Below are 26,038 nucleotides of genomic sequence, written 5' to 3' on the forward strand. Positions count from 1 at the left end.
TCTGATTTTTCTTTAAAAATATAACAAATTTCTAAATGGTTTAAGAATTTTATAGTCTGTCAAGTTTTTTTCTTGACACCTGCCAGAAATCTGATATAATAGAACATGTGCTAAATAGCTCAGCTATTTCACCGAAATAAAAAATAAGAAAAGAGACTTTAAAAATGGCAGTTAAAATCCGTTTGACTCGTATGGGTTCTAAGAAAAAACCTTTCTACCGTATCAACGTAGCAGATTCACGTTCACCACGTGACGGACGTTTCATCGAAACAGTTGGAACTTACAACCCACTTGTTGCTGAAAACCAAGTAACTTTGAAAGAAGACCGCGTTCTTGCATGGTTGGCTGATGGAGCTCAACCTTCAGATACAGTACGTAACATTCTTTCAAAAGAAGGCGTATTGAAGAAATTCCACGATTCTAAATTCTCAAAATAAGTTTAAAGTAGGTTGACAGATGGATACGATTGAAAATCTCATTATTGCGATTGTGAAACCCTTGATTTCACAACCAGATGCCTTAACTATCAAGATTGAAGATACACCAGAGTTTTTGGAATATCATTTGGATCTTGATCAAAGTGATGTGGGTCGTGTAATCGGTCGTAAGGGTCGCACTATTTCTGCGATAAGAACGATTGTCTACTCTGTCCCAACTGAAGACAAAAAAGTAAGAATCGTTATTGACGAAAAATAAGAAGGGCGGGACGGATGTCTCGCTTTTTTGCAAGGAGCAGGATATGAAGGATTTAACGTTTAGACAATTACAAGACTACTTACTCGAACATTACCATCAGTCTCGGACTGAGGAAGGCCTCTTTATGAAGTTAGTGGAGGAAGTCGGAGAAGTAGCTGAGGTTTTGAATGGTCGCTCTGGTAGAAAAGAGGGGGTTCAGGATTCTAACGAGGCACTAGCAAAAGAACTGGCTGATATCATTCACTACACTGTCGCAATTGCGACCATCAACGACATAGATCTAACCAAGACCATTTTTGAAAAAGACAAAAAGGCAGCTATCAAATATCAGCATGAACGAGATTTGGAAGGATTTTTAAAAGAAAACTGAAAAAAGAATGAATATTGATTGTGTTTTTAACATAGATTGGTCAATGTATATTGATTGGCTATTACGAATTTTACAAATTGCGACATTTATTGCTGTGATTATAAAGATAACGTTCCAAAATAAGGTTTATATCAATAATATTGAAATCAAGGAAATTAAACCATTCGAGTTTGAATCTTTACATACAAATTTTCACTATATTCATGAATTTACGCATAATATAAGTAGCAAACCTTTTAATCATTTGATTTTTTATCCCAAAGAAGTTGATATTGAAATAGTAGAATTTTATTCTTTAAACTATGATTCAAAAAGCAATTGTTTGATTGTTAATAATAAACTGCATACAGTTAAAAATTTAAAGAATTATACATGCTTATTGATTCATACTAATTTACCAGAGAATATGCCTAGTTTAAGAATGAAATGGAAAACAAGTCAGGGTGAAATTGGGGAATATACATTTTATAGCAATATGTATAACGGGAATGTAAATATCTCATCTTTCAAATATAAATTAACATTAAAGAGGAAAATATTAGCACTTTTTGGACTATAGCGGGCCCCCCATGTATTTTCCTCTAACTTGAGAAAATCTTTGGAACGTGATAAAATAAAGGATAAGGATTTTTAATAATTCATTATATAGAATGAGTGGATTTCTTTATGAAGAGGTTTGAAGTATCTACAGAAATTGGTAGTCTCTCTGTTACTTATCAAAAACAAAAGAAAATGCTAGTTTGTTTAAGTGGCGCAGGTTTGCTACCAAGTTATGAAAATTTTTCACTTATACTTGAAAAACTTCCTCCTACAATTGGTTATTTGACAATTGATTTTCCGAACACAGGTAGGAGTCCGATTCATGACCAAGCTGGAAAAAATCTAGATAATCTTGCAGATGCGGTTTATGAAGTACTTGAAGAATTAGGGATTTCTGAATATATACTTTGTGCACATAGTTTGAGTGGAATTTTAGCTTGCAAATTGCTCAAGAAACCAATTAAGTGTCATGCTTTAGTAGCAATTGAACCGACAACTAAAAACGTCATGTTTGCTGATTTTTCAGAAAATCCTTATCCAGAAATGGAAGAGCAGATGAGGCTGATTGAGGAGTGTGGTCCTGAACTTTATTTTAAGAACTTAACTCAAGCCACATTTAGCCCTGAAACTAATAAAGAAATCTGGGAATTAATTCAAGAAAAAGGGTCAGAGTTGGAAAATCAAGATACAGGATTTCAGATATCTGGAGAGATTACTGAGGAAGATTTTGAGAATGTATCGATAGAATCTCATGTCCCAGTATTTATTTTTTGTCAGCCTTATAGAGAAAAAGAGTACAGAGAATCAGAATATTGGACTTCCAATACTAAACTCATTTTAGGAGGGAATCACCATTATTTACAATGGTCAGAATCAGAAAAAATTGTGACTATTATTCGAGAATTGTCAGAATAAGATGGAAAGAAATAGAGTACAGGAGACAAGATGAACTACTTTAATGTTGGGAAAATCGTCAATACACAGGGGTTGCAGGGTGAGATGCGAGTCTTGTCTGTGACGGATTTTGCAGAAGAACGGTTTAAAAAAGGTACTGAGCTGGCTTTGTTTGATGAAAAAGATCAGTTTGTTCAAACAGTGACCATCGCTAGCCACCGTAAACAGAAGAACTTTGACATTATTAAATTCAAAGATATGTACCATATCAACGCTATCGAAAAGTACAAGGGATACAGTCTCAAGGTTGCTGAGGAAGATTTGAATGACCTAGACGATGGTGAATTCTACTATCACGAGATTATCGGTTTGGAAGTCTATGAGGGTGATAACTTGATTGGAACCATCAAAGAAATCCTGCAACCAGGTGCTAATGATGTCTGGGTGGTCAAGCGAAAAGGCAAGCGTGATTTGCTCTTGCCTTATATCCCACCAGTGATTCTCAATGTTGAAATTCCAAATAACCGCGTCGATGTGGAAATCTTAGAAGGGTTAGACGATGAAGATTGATATTTTAACCCTTTTTCCAGAGATGTTTTCTCCGCTAGAGCACTCAATCGTTGGAAAGGCTCGAGAAAAGGGGCTCTTGGATATCCAGTATCATAATTTTCGAGAAAATGCTGAAAAGGCCCGCCATGTCGACGATGAGCCCTACGGAGGCGGTCAGGGGATGTTGCTCCGAGCCCAACCCATTTTCGATGCCTTTGATGCTATTGAAAAGAAAAATCCGCGCGTCATTCTCCTCGATCCTGCTGGAAAGCAGTTTGATCAGGCTTATGCTGAGGATTTGGCTCAAGAGGAAGAGCTAATCTTTATCTGCGGTCACTATGAAGGGTATGATGAGCGTATTAAGACCTTGGTGACAGATGAGATTTCCTTGGGGGATTATGTCTTAACTGGTGGTGAATTGGCAGCCATGACAATGATTGATGCTACGGTACGCCTGATTCCAGAAGTAATTGGCAAGGAGTCTAGCCACCAAGATGATAGTTTTTCTTCAGGCCTTCTTGAATATCCTCAGTACACACGTCCCTATGATTATCGTGGTATGGTCGTGCCAGATGTACTGATGAGTGGACACCATGAGAAGATTCGTCAGTGGCGCCTGTATGAGAGTTTAAAGAAAACCTATGAACGCAGACCGGATTTACTTGAACATTATCAACTGACAGCAGAAGAAGAAAAAATGCTGGCAGAAATCAAAGAAAACAAAGAATAAAGGAGATACCTATGCAAGTAATCAAACGTGATGGAGAAATTGCTGAATTTAATCCAGATAAGATTTACCAAGCTATCTTAAAAGCAGCCCAGACTGTCTATGTATTGACAGATGATTTACGTCAAAACCTTGCACAAGTCACTAAGAAAGTGGTTTTGGATTTGGAAGAGGCCAAGGTGGAACGTGCTACCATTAGCATGATTCAGTCTATGGTTGAACATCGTTTACTGGGTGCAGGTTACATTACCATTGCAGAACACTACATTTCCTATCGTCTACAACGTGACTTGGAAAGAAGTGGTTATGGAGATCATATCGCAGTTCATTTACATTTTGAACAAATTCGCTAAGAAAAAAGAGTGGGATGAAACAACTACATCTCACTCTTTCTTAAATCTATTTTTTTGGGCTGTTTGGACAGTTGAGGGGACAAATCGCAGGCGTTGAATATCGCTTATGCGGATAATACGGGTCACATTTTTGGCAAAATTTTTCACGATAATTTGCTGGCGTTGCTGATCGTATTTGATGATATCACCTGTAAAACTTGCCTCAGACAAGATAAGGTGAACAGCAGTTTGTTTCTGGATAGCCTCTTCAATAGTGTCTGTAAGGGAGTTGCTTTCAGTCTGGTCAGGTTGGTCATGTCCATTTAAAAAATCATGTATTTTATCTAGAACTTGCTGGAATTTATGTCTCATAGTGGCCTCCCTTCTTTTATATCAATATTATATAAAATTTTCCTAAAATCTACAAGATTTTACGAATAAACTAATGAAAGCTAAAAAAGGAGAAGAAAATGGCAGAATTTACATTTGAAATCGAAGAGCACTTGTTGACTCTTTCTGAAAACGAAAAAGGTTGGACTAAGGAAATCAACCGTGTAAGCTTTAATGGTGCCCCTGCAAAGTTTGATATTCGTGCTTGGAGTCCAGACCATACTAAAATGGGCAAAGGGATTACTCTCTCCAATGAAGAATTTCAAACCATGGTGGATGCCTTTAAAGGAAACTAAATTTTCAAAATAAAAGAAAAGGATACTGAGTCATGATAACTCGATATCCTTTTTTAGTTAGCAAAGTAAGCCTGATTTTTAAGGCGTTGAAGTAATGGACGGCTAATAAAACTAATAGCAATAATTTTACCAAGATCTGGAATGATAAAGGGAAGAACTCCCACAACAAGAGCTTTTTCAAATGCCATTCCAGCTAGAAAATGCAAGCTGAGAATCCCGCCGACAAAGACAAGGGCATCACCCAAGAGGTTTGCAAGAAATATATTGACAATCTCGCTCTTGCTGTTGGTTAGAGAGGAAGTAAGTCCAGAGTAAACGAGATAAAACCAAAGATAGCCTGCAGTAGGGCCAACTAAAGCCTGAAAACCAGCTCCACCTCCTGCAAAGACAGGAAGACCGATAGCACCTAGAAGAAGATAGAGTCCAACAGAAAGTACAGCCTCTCTCGGTCTAAAGACAGTAGCAATCAAGCCGATTGCAAAGTTTTGCAGAGTGAAGGGAACAGGTCCAATTGGAAGACTGATTTGTGCCAAAACAGCAATGAGAGCAGCCCCAATAGCAGGGATAGCATAAACGTGAGCTTTTTTCAAAATAGTTAACCTCTTTTCTGATGTATAGTAACTATTATACTCGTAGAGTAATTATTGTCAACCAATTTTTTAAAACAAGGTAACAAAAACTGTAACGGCCGATCTTGCTTACTGGTTAAGGTGGGTAATTGTTTTGTTGATTCTAAAACATCAAAAAAGAAGCAGACACATTTGTATCAGCTTCTTTTGCTTCGATTAACGCATAGTTACAAATTCTTCGGATGCAGTTGGGTGAATCGCCACAGTTGCATCAAAGTCTGCCTTGGTTGCTCCCATTTTGATAGCAACAGCAAATCCTTGAATCATTTCATCAACACCATAGCCAATTCCATGAAGTCCGACAACTTTTTCTTCTGAACCTGCTGTGATCAATTTGAAACGTGTTTCTTGACGGTTGTCAGTGCAAGCAGAGTACATAGACGTAAAGCTTGATTTGTAAACCTTGATTTGGTCTTGACCGTATTCTTTAATAGCTTGCTCTTCTGTCAAACCAACCGTTCCGATAGCAGGGTGTGAAAAGACGACAGTTGGAATAGTTGAGTAGTCCATTTTTGCAGTTGTTTTTCCGTTAAAGAGACGTTCAGATAGGGTACGCCCAGCCTTGATAGCTACTGGAGTCAGTTCTTTCTCGCCCGTTACATCACCTAGAGCATAGATTCCCTCAACAACAGTATTTTGGTATTCATCCACTTGGATAAAGCCACGTTCGTTCAGAGTTACTCCAGCTTTTTCAAGTTGCAAGCTCTTAACGTTTGGACGGCGACCAGTAGCCCAGATAACTTGGCTAGCTGTGTGACTAGTACCATCTTCGAAATGAATGGTAATGCCATCAGTAGTTTTTTCTAACTTGACAGGGACTTTGTGAGTGTGAAGTGGTAAGTTTGTTCTTTCCATTTCCTTGACTAGACCTTCAACGATGTAAGAATCAAAACCACGTAAAGGACGATCACGACGAACAAAGAGGTCTGTCTTGACACCAAAAGTGTGGAGTACGCCAGCCAATTCCACAGCGATATAACCAGCGCCTAGAATAGCAACTGATTCTGGCAATTCTTCCCAAGCAAATACATCATCAGAAGAGCCACCTAGTTCAGCACCAGGAACGTCTGGAATACTTGGATGGGCACCAGTAGCAATCACGATATGTTTAGCACGAATCAGCTCACCATTTACGCTGATAGTGTGAGAATCTACAAATTCAGCATGACCTTCAATCAAGTCTACACCGTTGCGTTTAAAACTGCCATCATAAGAAGAACGTGCGCGATCAATGTAGGCTTCACGATTACGACGTAGGGTTGCAAAGTCAAAGTTAAGATCAGTAGTCTTAAAGCCGTAGTCTTCTCCAAATTGATGGAAAGTCTCAGCGATTTGCGCCCCGTACCACATAATTTTTTTAGGAACGCAGCCGACATTGACACAGGTTCCACCTAATTTCTTTTCCTCAATAACGGCCGCTTTGGCTCCGTGTTCACCAGCACGATTCATGGTAGCAATTCCTCCGCTACCACCACCGATAGCAATGATATCGTATTCTCTCATTTAAAACTCCTTTATACTCTTTTAAATAGTAGAGTGTCATTTTTTGATAGTCATATTCTATCTTTTTTTTGATTTGATTGCAAAAATCTGCTACGTTCAAAAAAAATTAAAGAAAAGGCTTGCAAAAAGAAAAAATAAAGTGTATTATATAACTAGTACAATGATAATAAAAATAAATTCCGAACAATAAGTGAATCCTGAAATGTCATTATTTCGTTCTGAACTGTTATTGTTTATATTTTGTAATTTTTGTATAATATTGTTAAGTACTTTAAATCAAAAAGGAGTTTCATTATGAAAAAGAATCGTAAAGCTAAAAAGTGGCAATTGTATGCAGCAATTGGTGCTGCAAGTGTTGTTGTATTGGGGGCAGGGGGCATTTTGCTCTTTAGACAACCTTCTCAAACTGCTGTAAAAGATGAGCCAACTCATCTTGTTGTTGCTAAAGAAGGAACCGTGGCATCCTCTGTTTTATTATCAGGGACAGTAACGGCAAAAAATGAACAATATGTTTATTTTGATGCTAGTAAGGGAGATTTAGATGAAATCCTTGTTTCTGTGGGGGATAAGGTTAGTGAAGGGCAGGCTTTAGTCAAGTACAGTAGTTCAGAAGCCCAGGCGGCCTATGATTCAGCTAGTCGAGCAGTTGCGAAGGCAGATCGTCATATCAATGAACTCAATCAAGCACGGAATGAAGCCGCTTCAGCTCCGGCTCCACAGTTGCCAACACCAGCAGGAGCCGAAGGAGCTGCGGCACAAACTCCAGCTCCAGTCGCAGGAAATTCAGTATCCTCTATTGATGCTCAATTGGGTGATGCCCGTGATGCCCGTGCAGATGCAGCGGCACAATTAAGCAAGGCTCAAAGTCAGTTGGATGCAATGACGGTTCTCAGTACCCTAGAGGGAACTGTGGTCGAAGTCAATCGTAACGTTTCCAAATCTCCAACAGGAGCAAGCCAAGTGGTAGTTCATGTCGTAAGCAATGAAAACTTGCAAGTTAAGGGTGAACTATCTGAATATAACCTTGCTAACTTATCTGTCGGTCAAGAAGTAACCTTTACTTCTAAAGTTTACCAAGATAAGAGCTGGACAGGTAAGATTAGCTATATCTCTGACTACCCTAAAAATAATGGCGAAGCAGCAAGTGCAGCGGCTGCAGCAGCAGCTGGTAATTCTGGCTCTAAATATCCATATACCATTGATGTTACGAGTGAAATTGGTGATTTGAAACAAGGATTTTCAGTAAGCGTTGAGGTCAAGAATAAGAGTAAAGCCATTTTGGTTCCTCTAACAAGTGTTGTGACTGAAAATGATAAGAACTATGTCTGGGTGCTTGACGAGCAGAAAAAGGCTAAGAAAGTGGAAGTTGGTTTGGGCAATGCTGATGCAGACAACCAAGAAATCACTTCAGGTCTGACAAATGGAGTCAAGGTCATCAGTAACCCAACGTCTTCTCTAGAGGAAGGAAAAGAGGTGAAGGCTGATGAAGAAACTAATTAGTCTAAAAAATATCTGCAGAAGTTACCGTAATGGTGACCAAGAACTGCAGGTTCTCAAAAATATCAACCTAGAAGTGAATGAGGGTGAGTTTGTTGCCATCATGGGACCCTCTGGGTCTGGTAAGTCCACTCTAATGAATACGATTGGGATGTTGGATACACCAACCAGTGGAGAGTATTATCTTGAAGGCCAAGAAGTGGCGGGACTAGGTGAAAAACAACTAGCCAAGGTCCGTAACCAACAAATCGGATTTGTCTTTCAGCAGTTTTTTCTTCTATCTAAACTTAACGCTCTGCAAAACGTAGAATTGCCCTTGATTTACGCGGGAGTTTCGGCTTCAAAACGTCGCAAGTTAGCTGAGGAGTATTTAGACAAGGTTGAATTGACAGAACGTAGTCATCATTTGCCTTCGGAATTATCTGGTGGTCAAAAGCAACGTGTAGCTATCGCGCGTGCCTTGGTAAACAATCCTTCTATTATCCTAGCGGACGAACCGACAGGAGCCTTGGATACCAAAACAGGTAACCAAATCATGCAATTATTAGTTGAACTGAATAATGAAGGAAAAACCATTATCATGGTAACGCATGAGCCTGAAATCGCTGCTTATGCTAAACGCCAGATTGTCATTCGAGATGGAGTTATTTCATCTGATAGTGCTCAGTTAGAAAAGGAGGAAAACTAAGATGCAGAATCTGAAATTTGCCTTTTCATCTATCATGGCCCACAAGATGCGCTCTTTTCTTACTATGATAGGGATTATCATTGGTGTGTCATCGGTTGTTGTGATTATGGCTCTGGGAGATTCTATGTCTCGTCAGGTCAATAAAAATATGACCAAGTCACAGAAGAATATCCATGTCTTTTTCTCGCCTATCAAAAGCAAAGATGGTTCTTTTACCCAAAAGCAATCAGCATTGACAGTTTCTGGGAAAGAAGAGGAGGTTCCTGTTGAGCCACCAAAACCACAAGAATCCTGGGTCAGGGAGGCGGCTAAACTCAAAGGGGTGGACAGTTACTATGTAACCAACTCAACAAATACCACCCTGTCTTATAAAGATAAAAAAGTGGAGCGCGCTAGCTTGACAGGTGGGAATATTACCTACATGAAGGCAGTTGAAAATGAAATTGTTGCAGGAAGAAGTCTCATAGCTCAGGATTATAAAGATGTGGCCAGTGTCATTTTACTAGACCAAGAACTTGCTAATAGCCTGTTTGGATCTGCTCAAGAAGCTGTTAATCAGGTTATAGATGTTGGTGGCTTTAGCTATCGTGTCATTGGTGTCTATACCAGCGATGAGGCTAAGACTGCCAAGACTTTTGGTATTGGTGGACTTCCAATTACGACTAATATTTCTCTTGCCAACAACTTCAATATGGATGAGATTTCTGATATTGTCTTCCGGGTTAATGATACCAGTTTGACACCAACTGTGGGACCAGAATTAGCTAGAAAATTGACCGAGATTGCTGGTCTTCAGCAAGGGGAGTATCAGGTGTCAGATGCGACTGCAGCCTTCCAAGAAGTACAACAATTGTTCGGCTTTATAACTACGATTATTAGTGCCATTGCAGGAATTTCCCTTTTTGTTGGGGGGACTGGTGTTATGAACATCATGCTGGTTTCTGTGACAGAGCGTACTCGTGAGATTGGTCTCCGTAAGGCTTTGGGTGCGACACGTGCCAATATTTTAATCCAGTTTTTGATTGAATCCATGATTTTGACCTTGCTTGGTGGAGTTATTGGTCTAACCATTGCGACAGGCTTAACAGCTATAGCTGGTCTACTTTTGCAAGGATTGATAGCGGGTATAGAAGTGGGAGTATCAATCCCAGTTGCCCTATTTAGTCTTGCAGTTTCGGCTAGTGTTGGTATGATTTTTGGAGTCTTGCCAGCCAACAAGGCATCGAAACTTGATCCAATCGAAGCCCTTCGTTATGAATAGAATAAACAAGATGGACACTCGTCTATCTTGTTTTTATATAGATTTCCCTATCGAAAATTCTTAAAAATGTGATATAATGAAGTGTTAGAAAAACAGGTTTCATTAGCCTGGAAAGGAAATATTATGTCTGAAAAGAATTTTTATATTACAACGCCGATTTACTATCCATCTGGTAAACTTCATATCGGATCTGCCTACACAACCATCGCCTGTGATGTCTTAGCGCGTTACAAACGCCTGATGGGTTACGATGTTTTTTATCTTACAGGTCTTGATGAGCACGGTCAGAAAATCCAGCAGAAAGCAGAAGAAGCTGGCATCACACCTCAAGCTTATGTTGATGGGATGGCAGTTGGAGTTAAAGAACTCTGGCAATTACTCGATATCTCATACGATAAATTTATCCGTACAACTGATGACTACCATGAAAAAGTTGTCGCACAGGTCTTTGAGCGCTTGCTTGCTCAAGATGACATCTATTTGGGTGAATACTCTGGCTGGTATTCAGTCTCAGATGAGGAATTCTTTACAGAAAGCCAGCTTGCGGAAGTATTCCGTGACGAATCTGGAAATGTAACGGGCGGTATCGCACCATCAGGTCACGAGGTTGAATGGGTTTCAGAAGAGTCTTATTTCCTTCGCCTCAGCAAATACCAAGATCGTTTGGTAGAATTCTTTAAATCTCATCCTGAGTTTATCACCCCTGATGGTCGTCTTAATGAAATGCTGCGCAACTTTATCGAGCCAGGTTTAGAGGATTTGGCTGTTTCTCGTACAACCTTTACATGGGGTGTTCCAGTCCCATCAAATCCAAAACACGTTGTCTACGTTTGGATTGATGCCCTTCTTAACTATGCGACAGCTCTTGGCTACGGTCAAGACGAACATGGTAACTTTGACAAGTTCTGGAATGGCACAGTCTTCCACATGGTAGGAAAAGACATCCTTCGATTCCACTCAATCTACTGGCCAATCCTTCTTATGATGTTAGATATCAAATTGCCAGATCGTTTGATCGCTCACGGTTGGTTCGTCATGAAAGACGGTAAAATGTCTAAATCTAAAGGGAATGTGGTTTACCCTGAAATGTTGGTAGAGCGTTATGGACTAGATCCACTTCGTTACTACCTCATGCGTAGCCTTCCAGTTGGTTCAGATGGAACCTTCACTCCAGAAGACTATGTAGGCCGTATCAACTACGAATTGGCCAATGACCTTGGAAACCTTCTCAACCGTACGGTTTCCATGATTAACAAATATTTTGATGGTCAAGTCCCTGCATATGTAGAAGGCGTGACTGAATTTGACAATGCCCTTGCTGACATTGCAGAACAATCAATCGCTGACTACCATACACATATGGAAGCAGTTGACTACCCACGTGCGCTTGAAGCAGTCTGGACCCTCATCTCACGTACTAACAAATACATAGACGAGACAGCTCCATGGGTCTTGGCTAAGGATGAAGCACTCCGTGACCAATTGGCAAGTGTCATGAGTCACTTGGCAGCCAGCCTTCGTGTTGTAGCTCACTTGATTGAACCGTTTATGATGGAAACCAGTCGTGCAGTCTTGACTCAACTGGGTCTAGCAGAAGTTTCTAGCCTTGAAAACTTGAACTTGGCTGATTTCCCTGCAGATGTGACTGTAGTTGCCAAAGGAACACCAATCTTCCCACGTCTGGATATGGAAGAAGAAATTGCCTATATCAAAGAACAAATGGAAGGTAATAAACCAGCCGTTGAAAAAGAATGGAACCCAGACGAAGTCGAACTCAAACTAAACAAGGAAGAAATCAAGTTTGAAGACTTTGATAAGGTGGAAATCCGTGTCGCAGAAGTCAAAGAAGTGTCTAAAGTAGAAGGTTCAGATAAGTTGCTCCAATTCCGCTTGGATGCTGGTGATGGTCAAGACCGTCAAATCCTCTCAGGAATTGCAAAATACTATCCAAATGAACAAGAATTGGTCGGCAAGAAAGTTCAAATCGTTGCCAATCTCAAACCTCGTAAGATGATGAAGAAATATGTCAGTCAAGGTATGATCCTATCAGCTGAACATGATGGAAAATTAACCCTTCTCACAGTTGACTCAGCTGTACCGAATGGAAGTGTGATTGGGTAAAAGTATACAGGACTAGTTCATGCTAGTTCTGTTTTTTATTTAACTATTATGCTTTACAAACTAGTGTGAAAGTGGTATATTATAGATGAAGTCACTAGTAGGTATTACCAAATAGATTAGAAGGGAGAAGGGATGAAAGAAACTCAACTATTAAAAGGTGTTCTTGAAGGTTGTGTCTTGGATATGATTGGTCAAAAAGAGCGATATGGTTATGAGTTGGTTCAGACTTTGCGAGAGGCTGGATTTGATACTATCGTTCCAGGAACTATTTATCCTTTGTTGCAAAAGTTAGAAAAAAATCAATGGATAAGAGGCGACATGCGCCCGTCGCCAGATGGTCCAGATCGGAAGTATTTTTCGTTAACGAAAGAAGGAGAAGATCGTGTCTCGGTCTTTTGGCAACAATGGGACGATTTGAGTCAAAAAGTAGAAGGAATTAAGAATGGAGGGTAAACCATGAAGAAAATGAAGTATTATGAAGAAACAAGCGCTTTGCTACATGAGTTTTCTGAGGAGAATCAAAAGTATTTTGAGGAACTGTGGGATAGTTTTAATCTTGCTGGATTTCTCTATGATGAGGACTACCTCAGAGAGCAGATCTATTTGATGATGTTAGATTTCTCAGAAGCAGAACGAGACGGAATGAGTGCAGAGGATTATCTAGGTAAGAATCCTAAAAAATTAATGAAAGAGATGCTCAAGGAAGCACCTCGCAGTTCTATCAAGGAGTCCCTTTTGACGCCAATTCTTGTCCTAGCGGTATTACGTTATTATCAACTACTAAGTGATTTTTCTAAAGGTTCTCTCTTAACAGTCAATTTGCTCACATTTTTAGGGCAACTTCTTCTTTTTCTGATTGGATTTGGACTTGTGGCCACAATCTTACGTTGGGGGCTAGTCCAAGATTCTCCTAAGATGAAAATTGGCACTTATATTGTCGTTGGAATTCTTGTTCTGCTAGTCGTTCTAGGATATGTAGGAATGGGAAGTTTCATACAAGAAGGAGCCTTTTATCTTCCTGCTCCCTGGGATAGTTTCCTTGTTTTTACGCTTTCTCTAGTCATCAGTATTTGGAATTGGAAAGAAGCGGTCTTTCGTCCCTTTGTCAGTATGATTGTTGCCCATCTTGTGGTAGGTTCTCTGCTTCGTTACTATAAGTGGATGGGAATTTCAAATGTTTTCCTTACAAAATTCATTCCTTTAGCTGTTCTTTTTATTGGTATTTTTCTCTTGTTCCGTGGGTTTAAGAAGATAAAATGGAGTGAAATATAGTCAAAAAGCCGTTGCAAAGCGGTTTTTTGTTATAATGAAGGGAAGAATGTTAGAAATTAAAGGAGACAAATTTGATGAGATACATAACTCTTGGTCAAGATGACAAAGAATTATCAGAAATTGTTCTCGGAATGATGAGAATAGAAGATAAGTCTGTAAAAGAAGTTGAAGAGCTTGTAGAAACAGCACTGTCTGTTGGAATCAATGCTTTCGACTTGGCTGATATATATGGTCGTGGTCGTTGTGAAGAACTATTAGGTCTTGTCCTAAAAAATCGTCCAGATTTAAGAGAAGAGATGTGGATTCAGTCAAAATGTGGCATTCGCATTGAAGAATTTACCTATTTTGATTTTTCTAAGGACTATATTATAAAATCAGTTGACGGAATTTTGCAAAGATTGAAGATAGATCATCTAGATAGCTTGCTCCTTCATCGACCAGATGCTTTGATGGAATCTGACCAAGTAGCAGAAGCCTTTGATCTCCTTTATAAACAAGGTAAGGTTCGAAATTTTGGAGTTTCTAATCAAAATCCTATGATGATGGAGTTACTTAAAAAAGATGTCAAGCAGCCGTTAGCTGTTAATCAGCTACAATTGAGTGCGGCTTTTACTCCAGGATTCGAATCAGGTTTTCATGTTAATATGGAAGATAGTCAAGCAGCTATGCGAGATGGCAGCATTTTTGAATATTGCAAATTACACGATGTGGTTATTCAAGCATGGTCTGTCTTACAATTTGGGTATTTTAAAGGGAATTTTGTTGGAAATGAGAAATTTCAAGCTTTAAATCAAGTACTTGATCGTTTAGCTACTAAATATGGAGTAACCTCTTCAACTATTGCTATTTCTTGGATATTGCGTTATCCAGCAAAAATGCAGGCAGTCGTAGGTACAACAAATCCTAAGCACTTGAGAGAAGTTAGCCAAGCGGCAAACTTTAGCTTAACAAGAAAAGAATGGTATGAAATTTATCTTGCAGCAGGGAATAATTTGCCGTAAGTAGAAGCAGATTTAAATAAATCACAGTCAAAAAAGCCGTTTCAAAGCGGTTTTTTTGTTATAATGAAGGGGAGAATTATTGATATTAAAGGAGAAAAACATGACATTTGAAGAAATTCTACCTGGGTTAAAGGCTAAGAAAAAATATGTACGAACTGGTTGGGGAGGTGCTGAAAACTATGTCCAACTTTTTGACACCATTGAACAAAACGGGGTTGCACTTGAAGTAACACCTTATTTCCTAATCAACGTTTCCGGGGAGGGAGAAGGCTTTTCCATGTGGAGTCCGACACCTTGTGATGTTTTGGCGACAGATTGGGTAGAAGTGAATGACTAAACGTGTATTGATTACGGGAGTGAGTTCAGGAATCGGCCTAGCACAAGCTCGCCTCTTTTTAGAGAATGGCTTTCAAGTTTATGGAGTTGACCAAGGTGAAAATCCACTCTTAGAGGGTGATTTCCACTTTTTTCAGAGAGATTTGACCTTGGACTTGGAGCCTATTTTTGACTGGTGTCCTCAGGTAGATATTTTGTGCAATACTGCCGGAGTTTTGGATGATTACAAACCACTGTTGGAACAATCAGCGCAGGAAATTCAAGAGATTTTTGAAATCAACTACGTTACTCCAGTAGAGTTGACTCGCTATTATTTGACCAAAATGTTGGAGAATAAAAAAGGATTCATTATCAATATGTGTTCCATTGCTTCAAATCTAGCAGGAGGTGGTGGTCACGCCTATACTTCATCTAAGCATGCCTTGGCTGGATTTACCAAGCAGTTGGCTCTAGACTATGCTGAAACTGGGATTCAGGTCTTTGGTATCGCTCCAGGAGCAGTCAAGACAGCTATGACAGCTGACGACTTTGAACCAGGTGGCTTAGCAGACTGGGTGGCGAGTGAAACACCAATCAAGCGCTGGATTGAGCCAGAGGAAATAGCAGAGATTAGCCTTTTCTTAGCAAGTGGGAAAGCGAGTGCCATGCAAGGACAAATTCTGACAATAGATGGCGGATGGTCTTTGAAGTAGGAGGAGTTGGATGGATATTCAAGAGATCACAGAAGAAAATGCATCGCCGTTAGTCTTGAAGGTTAAGTCTGAATTATTAGGATTTCCAGAATTGGACAAGACCTTCTATATGAATTGGAAGGTGAATGATGAGAAACCAACTTGCTCTTAGTGGAGAAAAAATTCTTGAAAAAGTTTACCCACAACTATTTCACCACATTGGAATGATTCGTGGGGAATACTTGTTGAGAGAGCTCAACCAAAACATCATATTAGCAAGTTGTCAGCAATTTGTAAAAGATTATCTAGATATTATCTGTTCCTTGTACTCAGGTGAGGAGATCTGGTATCGTTTTTCTGAATTAACGAATACAGAAGCCAATTGTTTAGAGGGAACTAAAGAGTTTTTTGACGAAGGGCATCCCTTATTTGGATATAGAGGAACTAGGCGTTTACTGGCGTGTCCGAATGAATTTCAGGCTGAAGCAAATGTCGTTACAGAAGTTTATCAAAACAATCCCAATCTGTCTGTTATTTTTCCTTTTGTCAATGATGCTGAGCAGTTAAAGCAAGCTATCACAGTATTGCGTCAGCATGGTTTTACTGGGAAAATTGGCACTATGATTGAATTACCGTCAGCGTATTTTGACTTAGACAGCATACTGGAAACGGGTATTTCAAAGATTGTAGTTGGAATGAATGATTTGACTTCTTTTGTTTTTGCGACTGTGAGAAACAGTCAATGGCATGATATGGAAAGTCCAATAATGTTAGATATGTTGAGACAGATGCAGGATAAAGCAAGGATGAAAAAGATTGATTTTGCTGTAGCAGGCTATCTGAATACTTCTTTCATAAAAAAAATGAATCAGATGGGTATCGAATGCATCCTCCATTACAGCTCTATTCCAGAGATTTTTGATTTAGAAATTGACCATCCAGACCATCTTAAACACATAAAAGAAGAAAGTAAAAAATTACAAAGGAGCACCCATGACACAGCAAGAAATGTGGAATGCATACAAGGAAATCAATCCTTCTATCGGAGATGAAATCGATGCCTGGGCTTTTGGAGTAGATGCCGATTTCTTGGCAGATTTAGTTCTAAGAGGTGAAAAGACAGCAACCGCTTCAGCCTATGACCTTTATGCAATTGATGATGAATCCCTTCCGCGAGAAGGAACCTTTGACATCATTTTAGACAGTCAAAATCAAGCTGTCTGCATTATCGAAATTACAAAGGTTTCTGTTGAACCCTTCAATCAAGTTTCTGCTGACCATGCCTTTAAGGAAGGAGAAGGTGACAAAACCCTAGCCTATTGGCATCAGGTTCATGAGGATTGTTTCGCTGAGTGGCTGAGAGAGGCAGGACTAACTTTTACGCCTGACAGTAAGGTTGTTTTAGAAGAATTACGCAAGGTCTACCCACTGTAGGCTATTAGAAGGAAGAAAGTTTTGTAAATCATCGTCCAATCCTTTTTTCTTAAGCAAAACATGATATAATAAGTTTGTTTGAAGAAGAGCTCTAGCTCTTAAACTTAGATAGGAGAAAACTATGCAAGCAGTTGAACATTTTATTAAGCAATTTGTTCCTGAACATTATGATTTATTTTTAGACTTGAGTCGTGAGACCAAGACTTTTTCAGGGAAAGTGACTATCACTGGTCAAGCACAGAGTGACCGTATTTCCCTCCACCAAAAAGACTTGGAAATCGCCACTGTAGAAGTTGCAGGTCAAGCTCGCCCATTTACAGTTGACCATGACAATGAAGCCCTTCATATTGAACTTGCTGAAGCAGGTCAAGTTGAAGTGGTTATCGCTTTCTCAGGAAGAATTACAGACAACATGACAGGGATTTACCCATCTTACTACACAGTTGATGGAGTCAAGAAGGAAGTTTTGTCTACTCAATTTGAGAGCCATTTTGCACGCGAAGCTTTCCCATGTGTGGATGAGCCAGAAGCCAAAGCAACTTTTGATCTTGCTCTACGTTTTGACCAAGCAGAAGGTGAGTTAGCCTTGTCTAACATGCCAGAAATCGAAGTGGAAAACCGTAAGGAAACAGGTATCTGGAAGTTTGAGACAACACCTCGCATGTCTTCTTACTTGTTAGCCTTTGTCGCCGGTGATTTGCAAGGTGTGACCACTAAAACTAAAAATGGGACCCTTGTAGGTGTTTACTCAACCAAAGCTCACCCACTTTCTAACCTTGATTTCTCTTTGGATATTGCCGTTCGCTCCATCGAGTTTTACGAAGATTACTATGGAGTTAAGTACCCAATCCCTCAATCTCTCCATATCGCCCTTCCTGACTTCTCAGCTGGTGCTATGGAAAACTGGGGTCTTGTGACCTACCGTGAAGTTTACTTGGTTGTGGATGAGAACTCAACATTTGCTAGCCGTCAACAAGTTGCCCTTGTTGTGGCCCATGAATTGGCTCACCAATGGTTTGGGAACCTCGTTACTATGAAATGGTGGGATGACCTTTGGCTCAATGAAAGCTTCGCTAACATGATGGAGTACGTCTGTGTGGATGCCATTGAGCCAAGCTGGAATATTTTTGAAGACTTCCAAACAGGTGGAGTGCCTCACGCTCTTGAACGCGATGCGACTGATGGTGTTCAGTCTGTCCACGTCGAAGTTAAACATCCAGATGAAATCAATACGCTCTTTGACGGAGCTATCGTCTATGCCAAAGGAAGTCGCCTCATGCACATGCTTCGTCGTTGGCTCGGCGATGCTGATTTTGCTAAAGGTTTGCATGCCTACTTTGAAAAACATCAATATGGAAATACCATCGGTCGTGACCTTTGGAATGCCCTTGGTCAAGCATCAGGCCGTGATGTTGCAGCCTTTATGGATTCTTGGTTGGAACAGCCTGGTTACCCAGTTCTCACTGTCAAAGTTGAAAATGATGTCTTGAAGATTTCACAAAAACAATTCTTCATCGGTGAGCACGAAGATAAGAACCGTCTCTGGGTGGTGCCACTCAATAGTAACTGGAAAGGACTACCAGATACTCTCGAAACTGAAAGCATCGAAATTCCTGGCTATGCTGCGCTTCTAGCTGAAAATGAAGGAGCTCTTCGTCTCAACACTGAAAATACAGCCCACTATATTACAGACTATCAAGGAGACTTGTTAGAAGCTGTTCTTGCTGACCTAGTTGAGCTTGATAACACAAGTAAACTGCAGATCGTTCAAGAACGTCGTTTGCTTGCTGAAGCAGGGCACATTTCTTATGCAGACTTGCTTCCAGTCCTTGATAAACTTGCTAAAGAAGAATCTTACCTTGTCGTTTCAGCTGTTTCTCAAGTAATTTCTGCCCTTGAGCGCTTTATCGATGAAGGAACAGAAGCTGAAAGAGCCTTCAAAGCTTTGGTTGCTAAATTGGCTCGTCACAACTATGACCGTCTTGGTTTTGAAGCTAAAGATGGTGAATCAGATGAGGATGAATTGGTTCGTCAGTTGGCTGTTTCTATGATGATTCGCTCAAATGATGCAGAAGCTAGCCAAGTCGCTAGCCAAATCTTCGCGGCTCACAAGGAGAATCTTGCAGGACTTCCAGCAGCTATTCGCTCACAAGTTCTGATCAATGAGATGAAACATCATGAGACTAAAGACTTGTTAGCACTTTATCTTGATACTTATACTCACGCAACAGATGCTGTCTTTAAACGCCAGTTGGCAGCAGCTCTTGCATACAGTACAGATGCGGATAATATCCAAAACTTGATTGCTGCTTGGAAGGACAAATTTGTGGTCAAACCACAAGACTTGTCTGCTTGGTACTTCCAGTTCTTAAGCCATCAAGCAACTCAGGAAACAGCATGGTCTTGGGCTCGTGAAAACTGGGCTTGGATTAAGGCAGCCCTTGGAGGAGATATGAGCTTTGATAGTTTTGTTATCCTTCCAGCGCATGTATTTAAGACTCAGCAACGCTTGGCGGAATACAAGGAATTCTTTGAACCACAACTTTCTGACCTTGCTCTTAGCCGTAACATCGGTATGGGAATCAAGGAAATTGCAGCGCGTGTTGACTTGATTAACCGTGAAAAAGCTGCAGTCGAAGCAGTTGTTCTTCAATACGGAACTAAATAATTAAGACAAAAATAAAAAGAAAACTCAGCTATCTCATGTAAAATGTAGAGAGTTGAGTTTTTTTTAAGGCAAATTTGGTATAATGGTTTTAATAAGGAGGAGTTTCTCATGATAAAAATCTTATTGGTTGAGGATGACCTAGGTCTGTCAAATTCAGTATTTGACTTTTTAGACGATTTTGCGAATGTTATGCAGGTATTTGATGGGGAAGAAGGTCTCTACGAAGCTGAGAGTGGAGTCTATGATTTGATTTTGCTCGATTTGATGTTGCCTGAAAAAAATGGCTTCCAAGTCTTGAAAGAATTGCGTGAAAAAGGAATTACGACACCAGTTCTGATCATGACTGCCAAGGAAAGTTTGGATGACAAGGGACATGGATTTGAATTGGGAGCAGATGATTATCTGACTAAACCTTTCTACCTAGAAGAACTCAAAATGCGGATTCAAGCCCTTCTCAAACGTTCAGGTAAATTTAATGAAAACACCTTATCTTATGGAAATATTGTAGTTAATTTGTCAACAAATACCGTTAAGGTTGAAGATACTCCTGTCGAATTGCTGGGCAAAGAGTTTGATTTATTAGTTTATTTCCTGCAAAATCAAAATGTTATTTTGCCCAAGACTCAGATTTTTGATCGTTTATGGGGATTTGATAGTGATACAACGATTTCGGTTGTCGAAGTCTATGTTTCAAAAGTCCGTAAGAAATTAAAAGGAACCACTTTTGCAGAGAATTTGCAAACCTTGCGCAGTGTTGGGTATATTTTAAAAGATGTTCAGTAAACTAAAAAAAACATGGTATGCGGATGACTTTAGTTATTTTATCCGCAACTTTGGTGTCTTCACTCTGATTTTCTCCACCATGACCTTGATTATTTTACAGGTCATGCACTCGAGTCTCTATACTTCGGTGGATGATACGCTCCATGGTTTGAGTAACAATCCTCAGGCAGTTATTCAGCTGGCAGTAAATAGGGCAACAGAAGAGATTAAAGATTTAGAGAATGCCGCTACAGATACTAGCAAGGCTGAGGTAAAACCCAATGTAAGCTCCAATACGGAGGTTATTCTTTTTGATAAGAATTTTACCCAGCTCCTTTCTGGAAATCGATTTTTGGGCTTGGATAAGATTAAGTTAGAGAAGAAAGAACTAGGCCATATCTATCAGATTCAGGTTTTTAATAGTTATGGACAGGAAGAAATCTATCGCATGATATTGATGGAAACCAATATTAGTTCGGTTTCAACCAATATCAAGTATGCGGCTGTCTTGATTAATACCAGTCAGTTGGAGCAGGCCAGTCAAAAGCATGAGCAATTGATTGTGGTTGTGATGGCAAGTTTCTGGATTCTGTCTTTAGTTGCCAGTCTCTATCTAGCTAGGGTCAGTGTTCGGCCCCTGCTTGAGAGCATGCAGAAGCAACAGTCCTTTGTGGAAAATGCCAGTCATGAGTTACGAACTCCACTTGCAGTTTTGCAAAATCGCTTAGAGACTCTTTTTCGTAAGCCGGAAGCTACCATTATGGATGTGAGTGAAAGCATTGCATCGAGTTTGGAAGAAGTCCGAAATATGCGTTTTTTGACGACGAACTTGTTGAATTTGGCTCGTAGAGATGATGGGATTAAGCCGGAACTTGCAGAAGTTCCAACCAGTTTTTTCAATACGACTTTCACAAACTATGAGATGATTGCTTCGGAAAATGACCGTGTCTTCCGTTTTGAAAATCGCATCCATCGAACGATCGTCACAGATCAGCTTCTTTTAAAACAACTGATGACCATCCTATTTGATAATGCCATCAAATATACAGAGGAGGATGGTGAAATTGATTTTATGATTTCAGCGACCGATCGAAATCTGTATTTACTTGTTTCTGATAACGGAGTTGGTATTTCCGCAGAAGATAAGAAGAAAATTTTTGACCGTTTTTATCGAGTAGACAAGGCTAGAACCCGTCAAAAAGGTGGTTTTGGTTTAGGATTATCTCTGGCCAAGCAAATTGTAGATGCCTTAAAAGGAACCATTACTGTGAAAGATAATAAACCCAAGGGAACAATCTTTGAAGTGAAAATAGCCATCCACACACCATCTAAAAAGAAAAAATAAAAATATCGCTCCAGATGGGGCGATATTTTGGATTTATCTTCTACGTTTTCGTTTGATAATAGAGCGTTGGACTTTTAAAACAAGTAAGCTGGATCCGATTGCTGCAGCAAAGGCAAGAGCAGTTGATAATTTTAATGCTAAAAAGATAAAACTAAAGATAGCAATACAGATACAAAAAACAGCGATATTAACAAAAAATAGGATTTCCTTGAGATTGGCATCAGACTGCGCTTCAGGTGTATAATCTTGATAGCGAGGAACCTGCTGGTTTAACTCTTCTTGATAGTCTACCTCATAGGATTGTAATTTTCTTACGGGCATTATTCTCTCCTTAACAGTACATACCTATTTTATCATTTTTTCAGCAGAGAATTATTACAGAAAGGTTACAAAAAGAATAAAGTACCTTTTCATTTTTAAAGAATGGCTGATTTTCCAGAAATATGGTATAATTTTTCTTATGGAAAAGATTATCATTACAGCAACTGCTGAAAGTATTGAACAAGTTAAACAACTGCTCGAAGCTGGCGTAGACCGTATCTATGTCGGTGAGAAAGATTTTGGCCTTCGTCTGCCAACGACCTTTAGTTATGACCAATTGCGTGAAATCGCTAAGTTGGTTCATGATGCTGGTAAGGAATTGATCGTTGCGGTTAATGCTCTCATGCACCAAGACATGATGGATCGTATCAAGCCATTCCTTGATTTCTTGGAAGAAATCAAGACAGACTACATTACGATTGGGGATGCAGGTGTCTTTTACGTTGTCAACCGCGATGGTTATTCCTTTAAGACCATCTATGATGCTTCAACTATGGTGACAAGCAGTCGCCAGATTAACTTCTGGGGACAAAAGGCTGGCGCATCTGAGGCTGTTTTGGCGCGTGAAATTCCATCTGCTGAACTCTTCAAAATGCCAGAGATTTTGGAAATTCCTGCTGAAGTTTTGGTTTACGGAGCTAGCGTTATTCACCATTCTAAGCGTCCTCTCTTGCAAAACTATTATAACTTTACACATATCGATGACGAAAAGACGCGCAAGCGTGACCTCTTCTTGGCTGAGCCAAGTGACCCAGAGAGCCACTATTCCATTTTTGAAGACAATCATGGGACCCACATCTTTGCCAACAATGACCTTGATTTGATGACCAAATTGACAGAATTGGTGGAACATGGCTTTACTCACTGGAAACTAGAAGGTCTCTATACACCTGGTCAGAACTTTGTTGAGATTGCAAAACTCTTTATCCAAGCGCGTAGCTTGATTCAAGAGGGTAACTTTAGCCATGACCAAGCCTTCTTGCTGGATGAAGAAGTTCGTAAACTTCACCCTAAAAACCGTTTCCTTGATACAGGATTTTATGACTACGATCCTGACATGGTTAAATAAAGTAAATGATTCGTTGAGAGAAGGAAGATGCAAACATTTCTTCTCTCAATTTTTCTTATTCTCCAATATTTTCAAAGAATTAGTAGGCTAGGATGCTCTGTTTGCTGGAATTTTTAATACAAGTAACCTTCTCGAGTTTGAAAATTATCCCATGTTTGCAGGTGCCAAATGGCCCTTTTTTTGGTATAATTTTTTATAATGAAAACGATTGGTAATCGCTATGTTGTGGTGGATTTAGAGGCAACTAGCACAGGTAGTAAGGCTAAAATTATCCAAGTGGGAATTGTCGTGATTGAGGATGGAAAAATCGTCGATCACTATACGACAGATGTCAATCCACATGAACCCTTGGATGCTCATATAAAAGAACTGACAGGATTGACAGACCAACGTCTGGCGCAAGCACCTGATTTTTCGCAAGTTGCTAGAAAAATCTTTGACTTGGTGGAGGATGGGATTTTTGTAGCCCATAATGTTCAGTTTGATGCCAATCTCTTGGCGGAAAATTTATTTTTTGAAGGCTATGAACTAAGAAATCCTCGTGTTGACACGGTCGAATTGGCTCAGGTCTTTTTTCCTAAACTGGAAAAATATAGTTTGCCGATATTGTGTCGAGAATTAGGAATTCCTCTAAAACACGCTCACACAGCCCTTTCAGATGCCCAAGCTACTGCGGAATTACTCTTATTTCTACGAAAAAAGATGGCCCAGCTTCCTAAAGGACTCTTGGAACGCTTGCTGGAAATGGCTGATGACCTCCTATACGAGTCCTACCTGGTTATTGAAGAAATTTATCGCAGCCAATCTATCCTGAGTTCACTAGACTTGGTCGAAGTTCAAGGACTATATTTCAAGAAACTTGCAGCTCCCAATGAGCCACGAAAACTATCTCAAGATTTTTCTAAAAATATTTCTCTATTGAATCTTGAAGTGAGGGAGGAGCAAGAAAGTTTTGCTAAAGAGGTTGGCTTGCTATTGAAAGATGAGCCTGTCTCATTAATTCAAGCACCGACAGGGATTGGGAAAACCTATGGCTATCTCTTGCCCGCTTTATCTCAAATGAAAGAGCGACAAATTGTCCTTAGTGTTCCGACAAAGATTCTTCAAAATCAAATCATGGAAGAAGAAGGTAAACGTCTCAATGAAGTGTTCCATATAGATATTCATAGTTTAAAGGGACCACACAATTATCTGAAGTTGGATGCCTTTTATCGTTCCTTGCAGGAAAATGATGAAAATCGCTTATTTAGACGCTTTAAAATGCAACTCTTGGTCTGGCTGACAGAGACAGAGACAGGAGATTTGGATGAAATCGGGCAACTTTACCGTTACCAACATTTTCTAGCAGGCCTTCGTCATGACGGGAATTTATCATCCCAGAGCTTATTTGTGACGGAAGATTTCTGGAAACGTAGTCAAGAAAATGCACAAACCTGCAAGCTTTTAGTAACCAATCATGCCTATCTTGTAACCAGACTTGAAGATAATCCTGAATTTGTCAGTGACCGTTTATTGATTATTGATGAAGTCCAAAAAGTTTTGTTGGCCCTAGAAAATCTGCTTCAACAGACTCACGATATCCAGTCTATTATCGATTTGCTTGATAAGGCTTTGCTGGACGAGAAAAATAAGGTCCAGCAACGAATACTAGAAAGTATTCGCTTTGAGTGCCTCTACTTGATTGAACAATTTCAGTCTGGGAAATCTAAGAAAAATATCTTAGATTCTCTTGCCAATCTACACCAGTATTTTTCAGAATTAGAAGTAGAAGGCTTTGAGGATTTGGTTCGCTATTTTACAGCTGAACGAGATTACTGGCTTGAAGCAACTGAAACGAGTCAAAAGAAAATTCAGATTTCTTCTACGAAATCAGGACGTATTCTTCTGTCCTCTTTAGTACCTAATTCATGCCAAGTCTTGGGTGTATCGGCTACTCTTGAGATTAGTCAGAGAGTTTCTTTGGCCGACCTTTTAGGCTATCCTGAAGCCAAATTTGTCAAGATTGAAGCTCGTAGAAAACAGGACCAAGAAGTGGTCTTGGTCAAAGATTTCCCTCTGGTGACAGAAACTTCCTTAGAAGTCTATGCCAAAGAGGTAGCTGATTTGCTTATGGATGTTCAAGCTTTCCAGCAACCGATTTTGGTTCTCTTTACCGCTAAAGACATGCTTCTAGCAGTATCGGATTTACTTCCAGTTAGCCATTTGGCCCAGTATAAAAATGGCGATGTTCATCAACTGAAGAAACGCTTTGAAAAAGGGGAACAAAAAATCCTGCTTGGTGCAGCAAGTTTCTGGGAGGGAGTGGATTTTTCAAGCCATCCTTTTGTGATTCAAGTTGTACCAAGACTTCCTTTCCAAAATCCTCAAGAGCCCTTGACGAAAAAAATCAATCAGGAATTGATTCAAGAAGGAAAAAATGCCTTTTATGATTATCAGTTGCCAATGGCTATTATTCGTTTAAAACAGGCTTTGGGAAGAAGTATGAGACGCGAACACCAACGTTCCTTAACTCTCATTTTGGATAGGAGAATTGTCGGAAAGCGATATGGCAAACAAATAGTAGCATCTCTAGCAAAAGAAGCGACTGTTAAAACCGTCTCTCAATCCGAAGTTGATGAGACTATTGATGAATTTTTAAATGAGCTTTGATAAATAGTATAGTATGA

Annotated in this window: 30 protein-coding genes; 26 read left to right on the forward strand and 4 right to left on the reverse strand. The window is 39.7% G+C overall.

From position 1 onward, the window contains the following. Positions 1 to 164 precede the first annotated feature (164 nt). From rpsP to NMM26_RS03745, 8 genes are all read left to right on the forward strand, one after another. Positions 165 to 437 (forward strand): 30S ribosomal protein S16, encoded by a 273-nt coding sequence (rpsP, locus tag NMM26_RS03710; protein WP_000268760.1) that lies wholly within the window; start codon positions 165 to 167, stop codon positions 435 to 437. A 19-nt stretch (positions 438 to 456) separates the two neighbouring features. Further along, a complete protein-coding gene (gene kphA, locus NMM26_RS03715; RefSeq protein ID WP_000379617.1) occupies positions 457 to 696 on the forward strand; it encodes an RNA-binding protein KphA in 240 nt (79 codons plus the stop codon). A gap of 43 nt (positions 697 to 739) precedes the next feature. Then, on the forward strand, positions 740 to 1,066 hold the full coding sequence (locus NMM26_RS03720) for a MazG nucleotide pyrophosphohydrolase domain-containing protein (protein ID WP_000654126.1): 327 nt from the start codon (positions 740 to 742) through the stop codon (positions 1,064 to 1,066). A 7-nt stretch (positions 1,067 to 1,073) separates the two neighbouring features. After that, positions 1,074 to 1,625 (forward strand): hypothetical protein, encoded by a 552-nt coding sequence (locus NMM26_RS03725; protein WP_001017775.1) that lies wholly within the window; start codon positions 1,074 to 1,076, stop codon positions 1,623 to 1,625. 107 nt (positions 1,626 to 1,732) lie between these two features. Next, entirely contained in the window at positions 1,733 to 2,521 is a 789-nt protein-coding gene (locus NMM26_RS03730; RefSeq protein ID WP_000819187.1) for an alpha/beta fold hydrolase, read from the forward strand. A gap of 30 nt (positions 2,522 to 2,551) precedes the next feature. Beyond that, positions 2,552 to 3,070 (forward strand): ribosome maturation factor RimM, encoded by a 519-nt coding sequence (rimM, locus tag NMM26_RS03735; protein WP_084928627.1) that lies wholly within the window; start codon positions 2,552 to 2,554, stop codon positions 3,068 to 3,070. After that, positions 3,060 to 3,779, forward strand: a complete 720-nt coding sequence (gene trmD / locus NMM26_RS03740; RefSeq protein ID WP_000686915.1) for a tRNA (guanosine(37)-N1)-methyltransferase TrmD — start codon at positions 3,060 to 3,062, stop codon at positions 3,777 to 3,779. Before rimM ends, trmD begins: the two co-directional genes overlap by 11 nt. A gap of 11 nt (positions 3,780 to 3,790) precedes the next feature. Beyond that, positions 3,791 to 4,129 (forward strand): ATP cone domain-containing protein, encoded by a 339-nt coding sequence (locus tag NMM26_RS03745; protein ID WP_001196040.1) that lies wholly within the window; start codon positions 3,791 to 3,793, stop codon positions 4,127 to 4,129. A gap of 30 nt (positions 4,130 to 4,159) precedes the next feature. Here NMM26_RS03745 and NMM26_RS03750 read toward each other — a convergent pair whose 3' ends face one another. After that, the gene (locus NMM26_RS03750; RefSeq protein WP_001216097.1) at positions 4,160 to 4,480 is read right to left on the reverse strand and encodes a hypothetical protein; all 321 of its coding nucleotides are present in this window, start codon (positions 4,478 to 4,480) and stop codon (positions 4,160 to 4,162) included. A gap of 98 nt (positions 4,481 to 4,578) precedes the next feature. On the opposite strand from NMM26_RS03750, the gene NMM26_RS03755 reads away from it, so the two are divergent. Beyond that, a complete protein-coding gene (locus NMM26_RS03755) occupies positions 4,579 to 4,794 on the forward strand; it encodes a YdbC family protein (RefSeq protein ID WP_000807422.1) in 216 nt (71 codons plus the stop codon). Positions 4,795 to 4,847: 53 nt separating this feature from the next. On the opposite strand, the gene NMM26_RS03760 is transcribed toward NMM26_RS03755, so the two are convergent. After that, positions 4,848 to 5,384, reverse strand: a complete 537-nt coding sequence (locus NMM26_RS03760) for a biotin transporter BioY (RefSeq protein WP_000709040.1) — start codon at positions 5,382 to 5,384, stop codon at positions 4,848 to 4,850. 195 nt (positions 5,385 to 5,579) lie between these two features. Continuing rightward, the gene (gene gor, locus NMM26_RS03765; protein ID WP_001209566.1) at positions 5,580 to 6,926 is read right to left on the reverse strand and encodes a glutathione-disulfide reductase; all 1,347 of its coding nucleotides are present in this window, start codon (positions 6,924 to 6,926) and stop codon (positions 5,580 to 5,582) included. A gap of 291 nt (positions 6,927 to 7,217) precedes the next feature. On the opposite strand from gor, the gene NMM26_RS03770 reads away from it, so the two are divergent. The 15 genes from NMM26_RS03770 (at position 7,218) to ciaH (ending at position 21,982) form a co-directional block, all read left to right on the forward strand. Continuing rightward, positions 7,218 to 8,426 (forward strand): efflux RND transporter periplasmic adaptor subunit, encoded by a 1,209-nt coding sequence (locus NMM26_RS03770; RefSeq protein WP_025171433.1) that lies wholly within the window; start codon positions 7,218 to 7,220, stop codon positions 8,424 to 8,426. Further along, positions 8,410 to 9,111: an ABC transporter ATP-binding protein gene (locus NMM26_RS03775; RefSeq protein ID WP_000733791.1), complete on the forward strand. Its 702-nt coding sequence runs from the start codon at positions 8,410 to 8,412 to the stop codon at positions 9,109 to 9,111. The genes NMM26_RS03770 and NMM26_RS03775 overlap by 17 nt, the downstream gene beginning before the upstream one ends. A 1-nt stretch (position 9,112) precedes the next feature. Continuing rightward, complete coding sequence (locus NMM26_RS03780) at positions 9,113 to 10,372, forward strand: ABC transporter permease (RefSeq protein ID WP_001180409.1); 1,260 nt, start codon at positions 9,113 to 9,115, stop codon at positions 10,370 to 10,372. Positions 10,373 to 10,495: 123 nt separating this feature from the next. After that, complete coding sequence (gene metG / locus NMM26_RS03785) at positions 10,496 to 12,493, forward strand: methionine--tRNA ligase (protein ID WP_001291399.1); 1,998 nt, start codon at positions 10,496 to 10,498, stop codon at positions 12,491 to 12,493. Positions 12,494 to 12,625: 132 nt separating this feature from the next. Continuing rightward, complete coding sequence (locus NMM26_RS03790) at positions 12,626 to 12,946, forward strand: PadR family transcriptional regulator (RefSeq protein ID WP_000665421.1); 321 nt, start codon at positions 12,626 to 12,628, stop codon at positions 12,944 to 12,946. Positions 12,947 to 12,949: 3 nt separating this feature from the next. Beyond that, positions 12,950 to 13,765 (forward strand): hypothetical protein, encoded by an 816-nt coding sequence (locus NMM26_RS03795; protein WP_000738387.1) that lies wholly within the window; start codon positions 12,950 to 12,952, stop codon positions 13,763 to 13,765. Positions 13,766 to 13,839: 74 nt separating this feature from the next. After that, positions 13,840 to 14,766: an aldo/keto reductase family oxidoreductase gene (locus tag NMM26_RS03800; RefSeq protein ID WP_001269441.1), complete on the forward strand. Its 927-nt coding sequence runs from the start codon at positions 13,840 to 13,842 to the stop codon at positions 14,764 to 14,766. A gap of 100 nt (positions 14,767 to 14,866) precedes the next feature. Beyond that, positions 14,867 to 15,103: a DUF2829 domain-containing protein gene (locus tag NMM26_RS03805; protein WP_000141914.1), complete on the forward strand. Its 237-nt coding sequence runs from the start codon at positions 14,867 to 14,869 to the stop codon at positions 15,101 to 15,103. Next, entirely contained in the window at positions 15,096 to 15,794 is a 699-nt protein-coding gene (locus NMM26_RS03810) for a 3-oxoacyl-ACP reductase (protein WP_000167120.1), read from the forward strand. The genes NMM26_RS03805 and NMM26_RS03810 overlap by 8 nt, the downstream gene beginning before the upstream one ends. A 10-nt stretch (positions 15,795 to 15,804) precedes the next feature. Continuing rightward, positions 15,805 to 15,945: a hypothetical protein gene (locus NMM26_RS03815; RefSeq protein ID WP_000354300.1), complete on the forward strand. Its 141-nt coding sequence runs from the start codon at positions 15,805 to 15,807 to the stop codon at positions 15,943 to 15,945. Beyond that, positions 15,923 to 16,825 (forward strand): putative PEP-binding protein, encoded by a 903-nt coding sequence (locus NMM26_RS03820; protein WP_001245835.1) that lies wholly within the window; start codon positions 15,923 to 15,925, stop codon positions 16,823 to 16,825. The genes NMM26_RS03815 and NMM26_RS03820 overlap by 23 nt, the downstream gene beginning before the upstream one ends. Further along, positions 16,767 to 17,207, forward strand: a complete 441-nt coding sequence (locus NMM26_RS03825) for an ASCH domain-containing protein (RefSeq protein WP_000193673.1) — start codon at positions 16,767 to 16,769, stop codon at positions 17,205 to 17,207. The genes NMM26_RS03820 and NMM26_RS03825 overlap by 59 nt, the downstream gene beginning before the upstream one ends. Positions 17,208 to 17,328: 121 nt before the next feature. After that, positions 17,329 to 19,875 (forward strand): M1 family metallopeptidase, encoded by a 2,547-nt coding sequence (locus NMM26_RS03830; RefSeq protein WP_254753720.1) that lies wholly within the window; start codon positions 17,329 to 17,331, stop codon positions 19,873 to 19,875. Positions 19,876 to 19,983: 108 nt separating this feature from the next. Next, the gene (ciaR, locus tag NMM26_RS03835) at positions 19,984 to 20,658 is read left to right on the forward strand and encodes a two-component system response regulator CiaR (protein WP_254753719.1); all 675 of its coding nucleotides are present in this window, start codon (positions 19,984 to 19,986) and stop codon (positions 20,656 to 20,658) included. Beyond that, complete coding sequence (ciaH, locus tag NMM26_RS03840; protein ID WP_254753718.1) at positions 20,648 to 21,982, forward strand: two-component system sensor histidine kinase CiaH; 1,335 nt, start codon at positions 20,648 to 20,650, stop codon at positions 21,980 to 21,982. Before ciaR ends, ciaH begins: the two co-directional genes overlap by 11 nt. 33 nt (positions 21,983 to 22,015) lie before the next feature. Here ciaH and NMM26_RS03845 read toward each other — a convergent pair whose 3' ends face one another. After that, the gene (locus tag NMM26_RS03845; RefSeq protein WP_153223472.1) at positions 22,016 to 22,303 is read right to left on the reverse strand and encodes a DUF3270 domain-containing protein; all 288 of its coding nucleotides are present in this window, start codon (positions 22,301 to 22,303) and stop codon (positions 22,016 to 22,018) included. Between the two features lie 139 nt (positions 22,304 to 22,442). On the opposite strand from NMM26_RS03845, the gene NMM26_RS03850 reads away from it, so the two are divergent. Further along, positions 22,443 to 23,372, forward strand: a complete 930-nt coding sequence (locus NMM26_RS03850; protein WP_000411191.1) for a peptidase U32 family protein — start codon at positions 22,443 to 22,445, stop codon at positions 23,370 to 23,372. A gap of 198 nt (positions 23,373 to 23,570) precedes the next feature. After that, a complete protein-coding gene (locus NMM26_RS03855; RefSeq protein ID WP_254753717.1) occupies positions 23,571 to 26,021 on the forward strand; it encodes a bifunctional DnaQ family exonuclease/ATP-dependent helicase in 2,451 nt (816 codons plus the stop codon). The last annotated feature ends 17 nt before the right edge of the window (positions 26,022 to 26,038 follow it).

Source organism: Streptococcus sp. CF7_Ac1-8 (assembly GCF_024295435.1).
GTDB classification, from domain to species: Bacteria; Bacillota; Bacilli; order Lactobacillales; family Streptococcaceae; genus Streptococcus; species Streptococcus mitis_AP.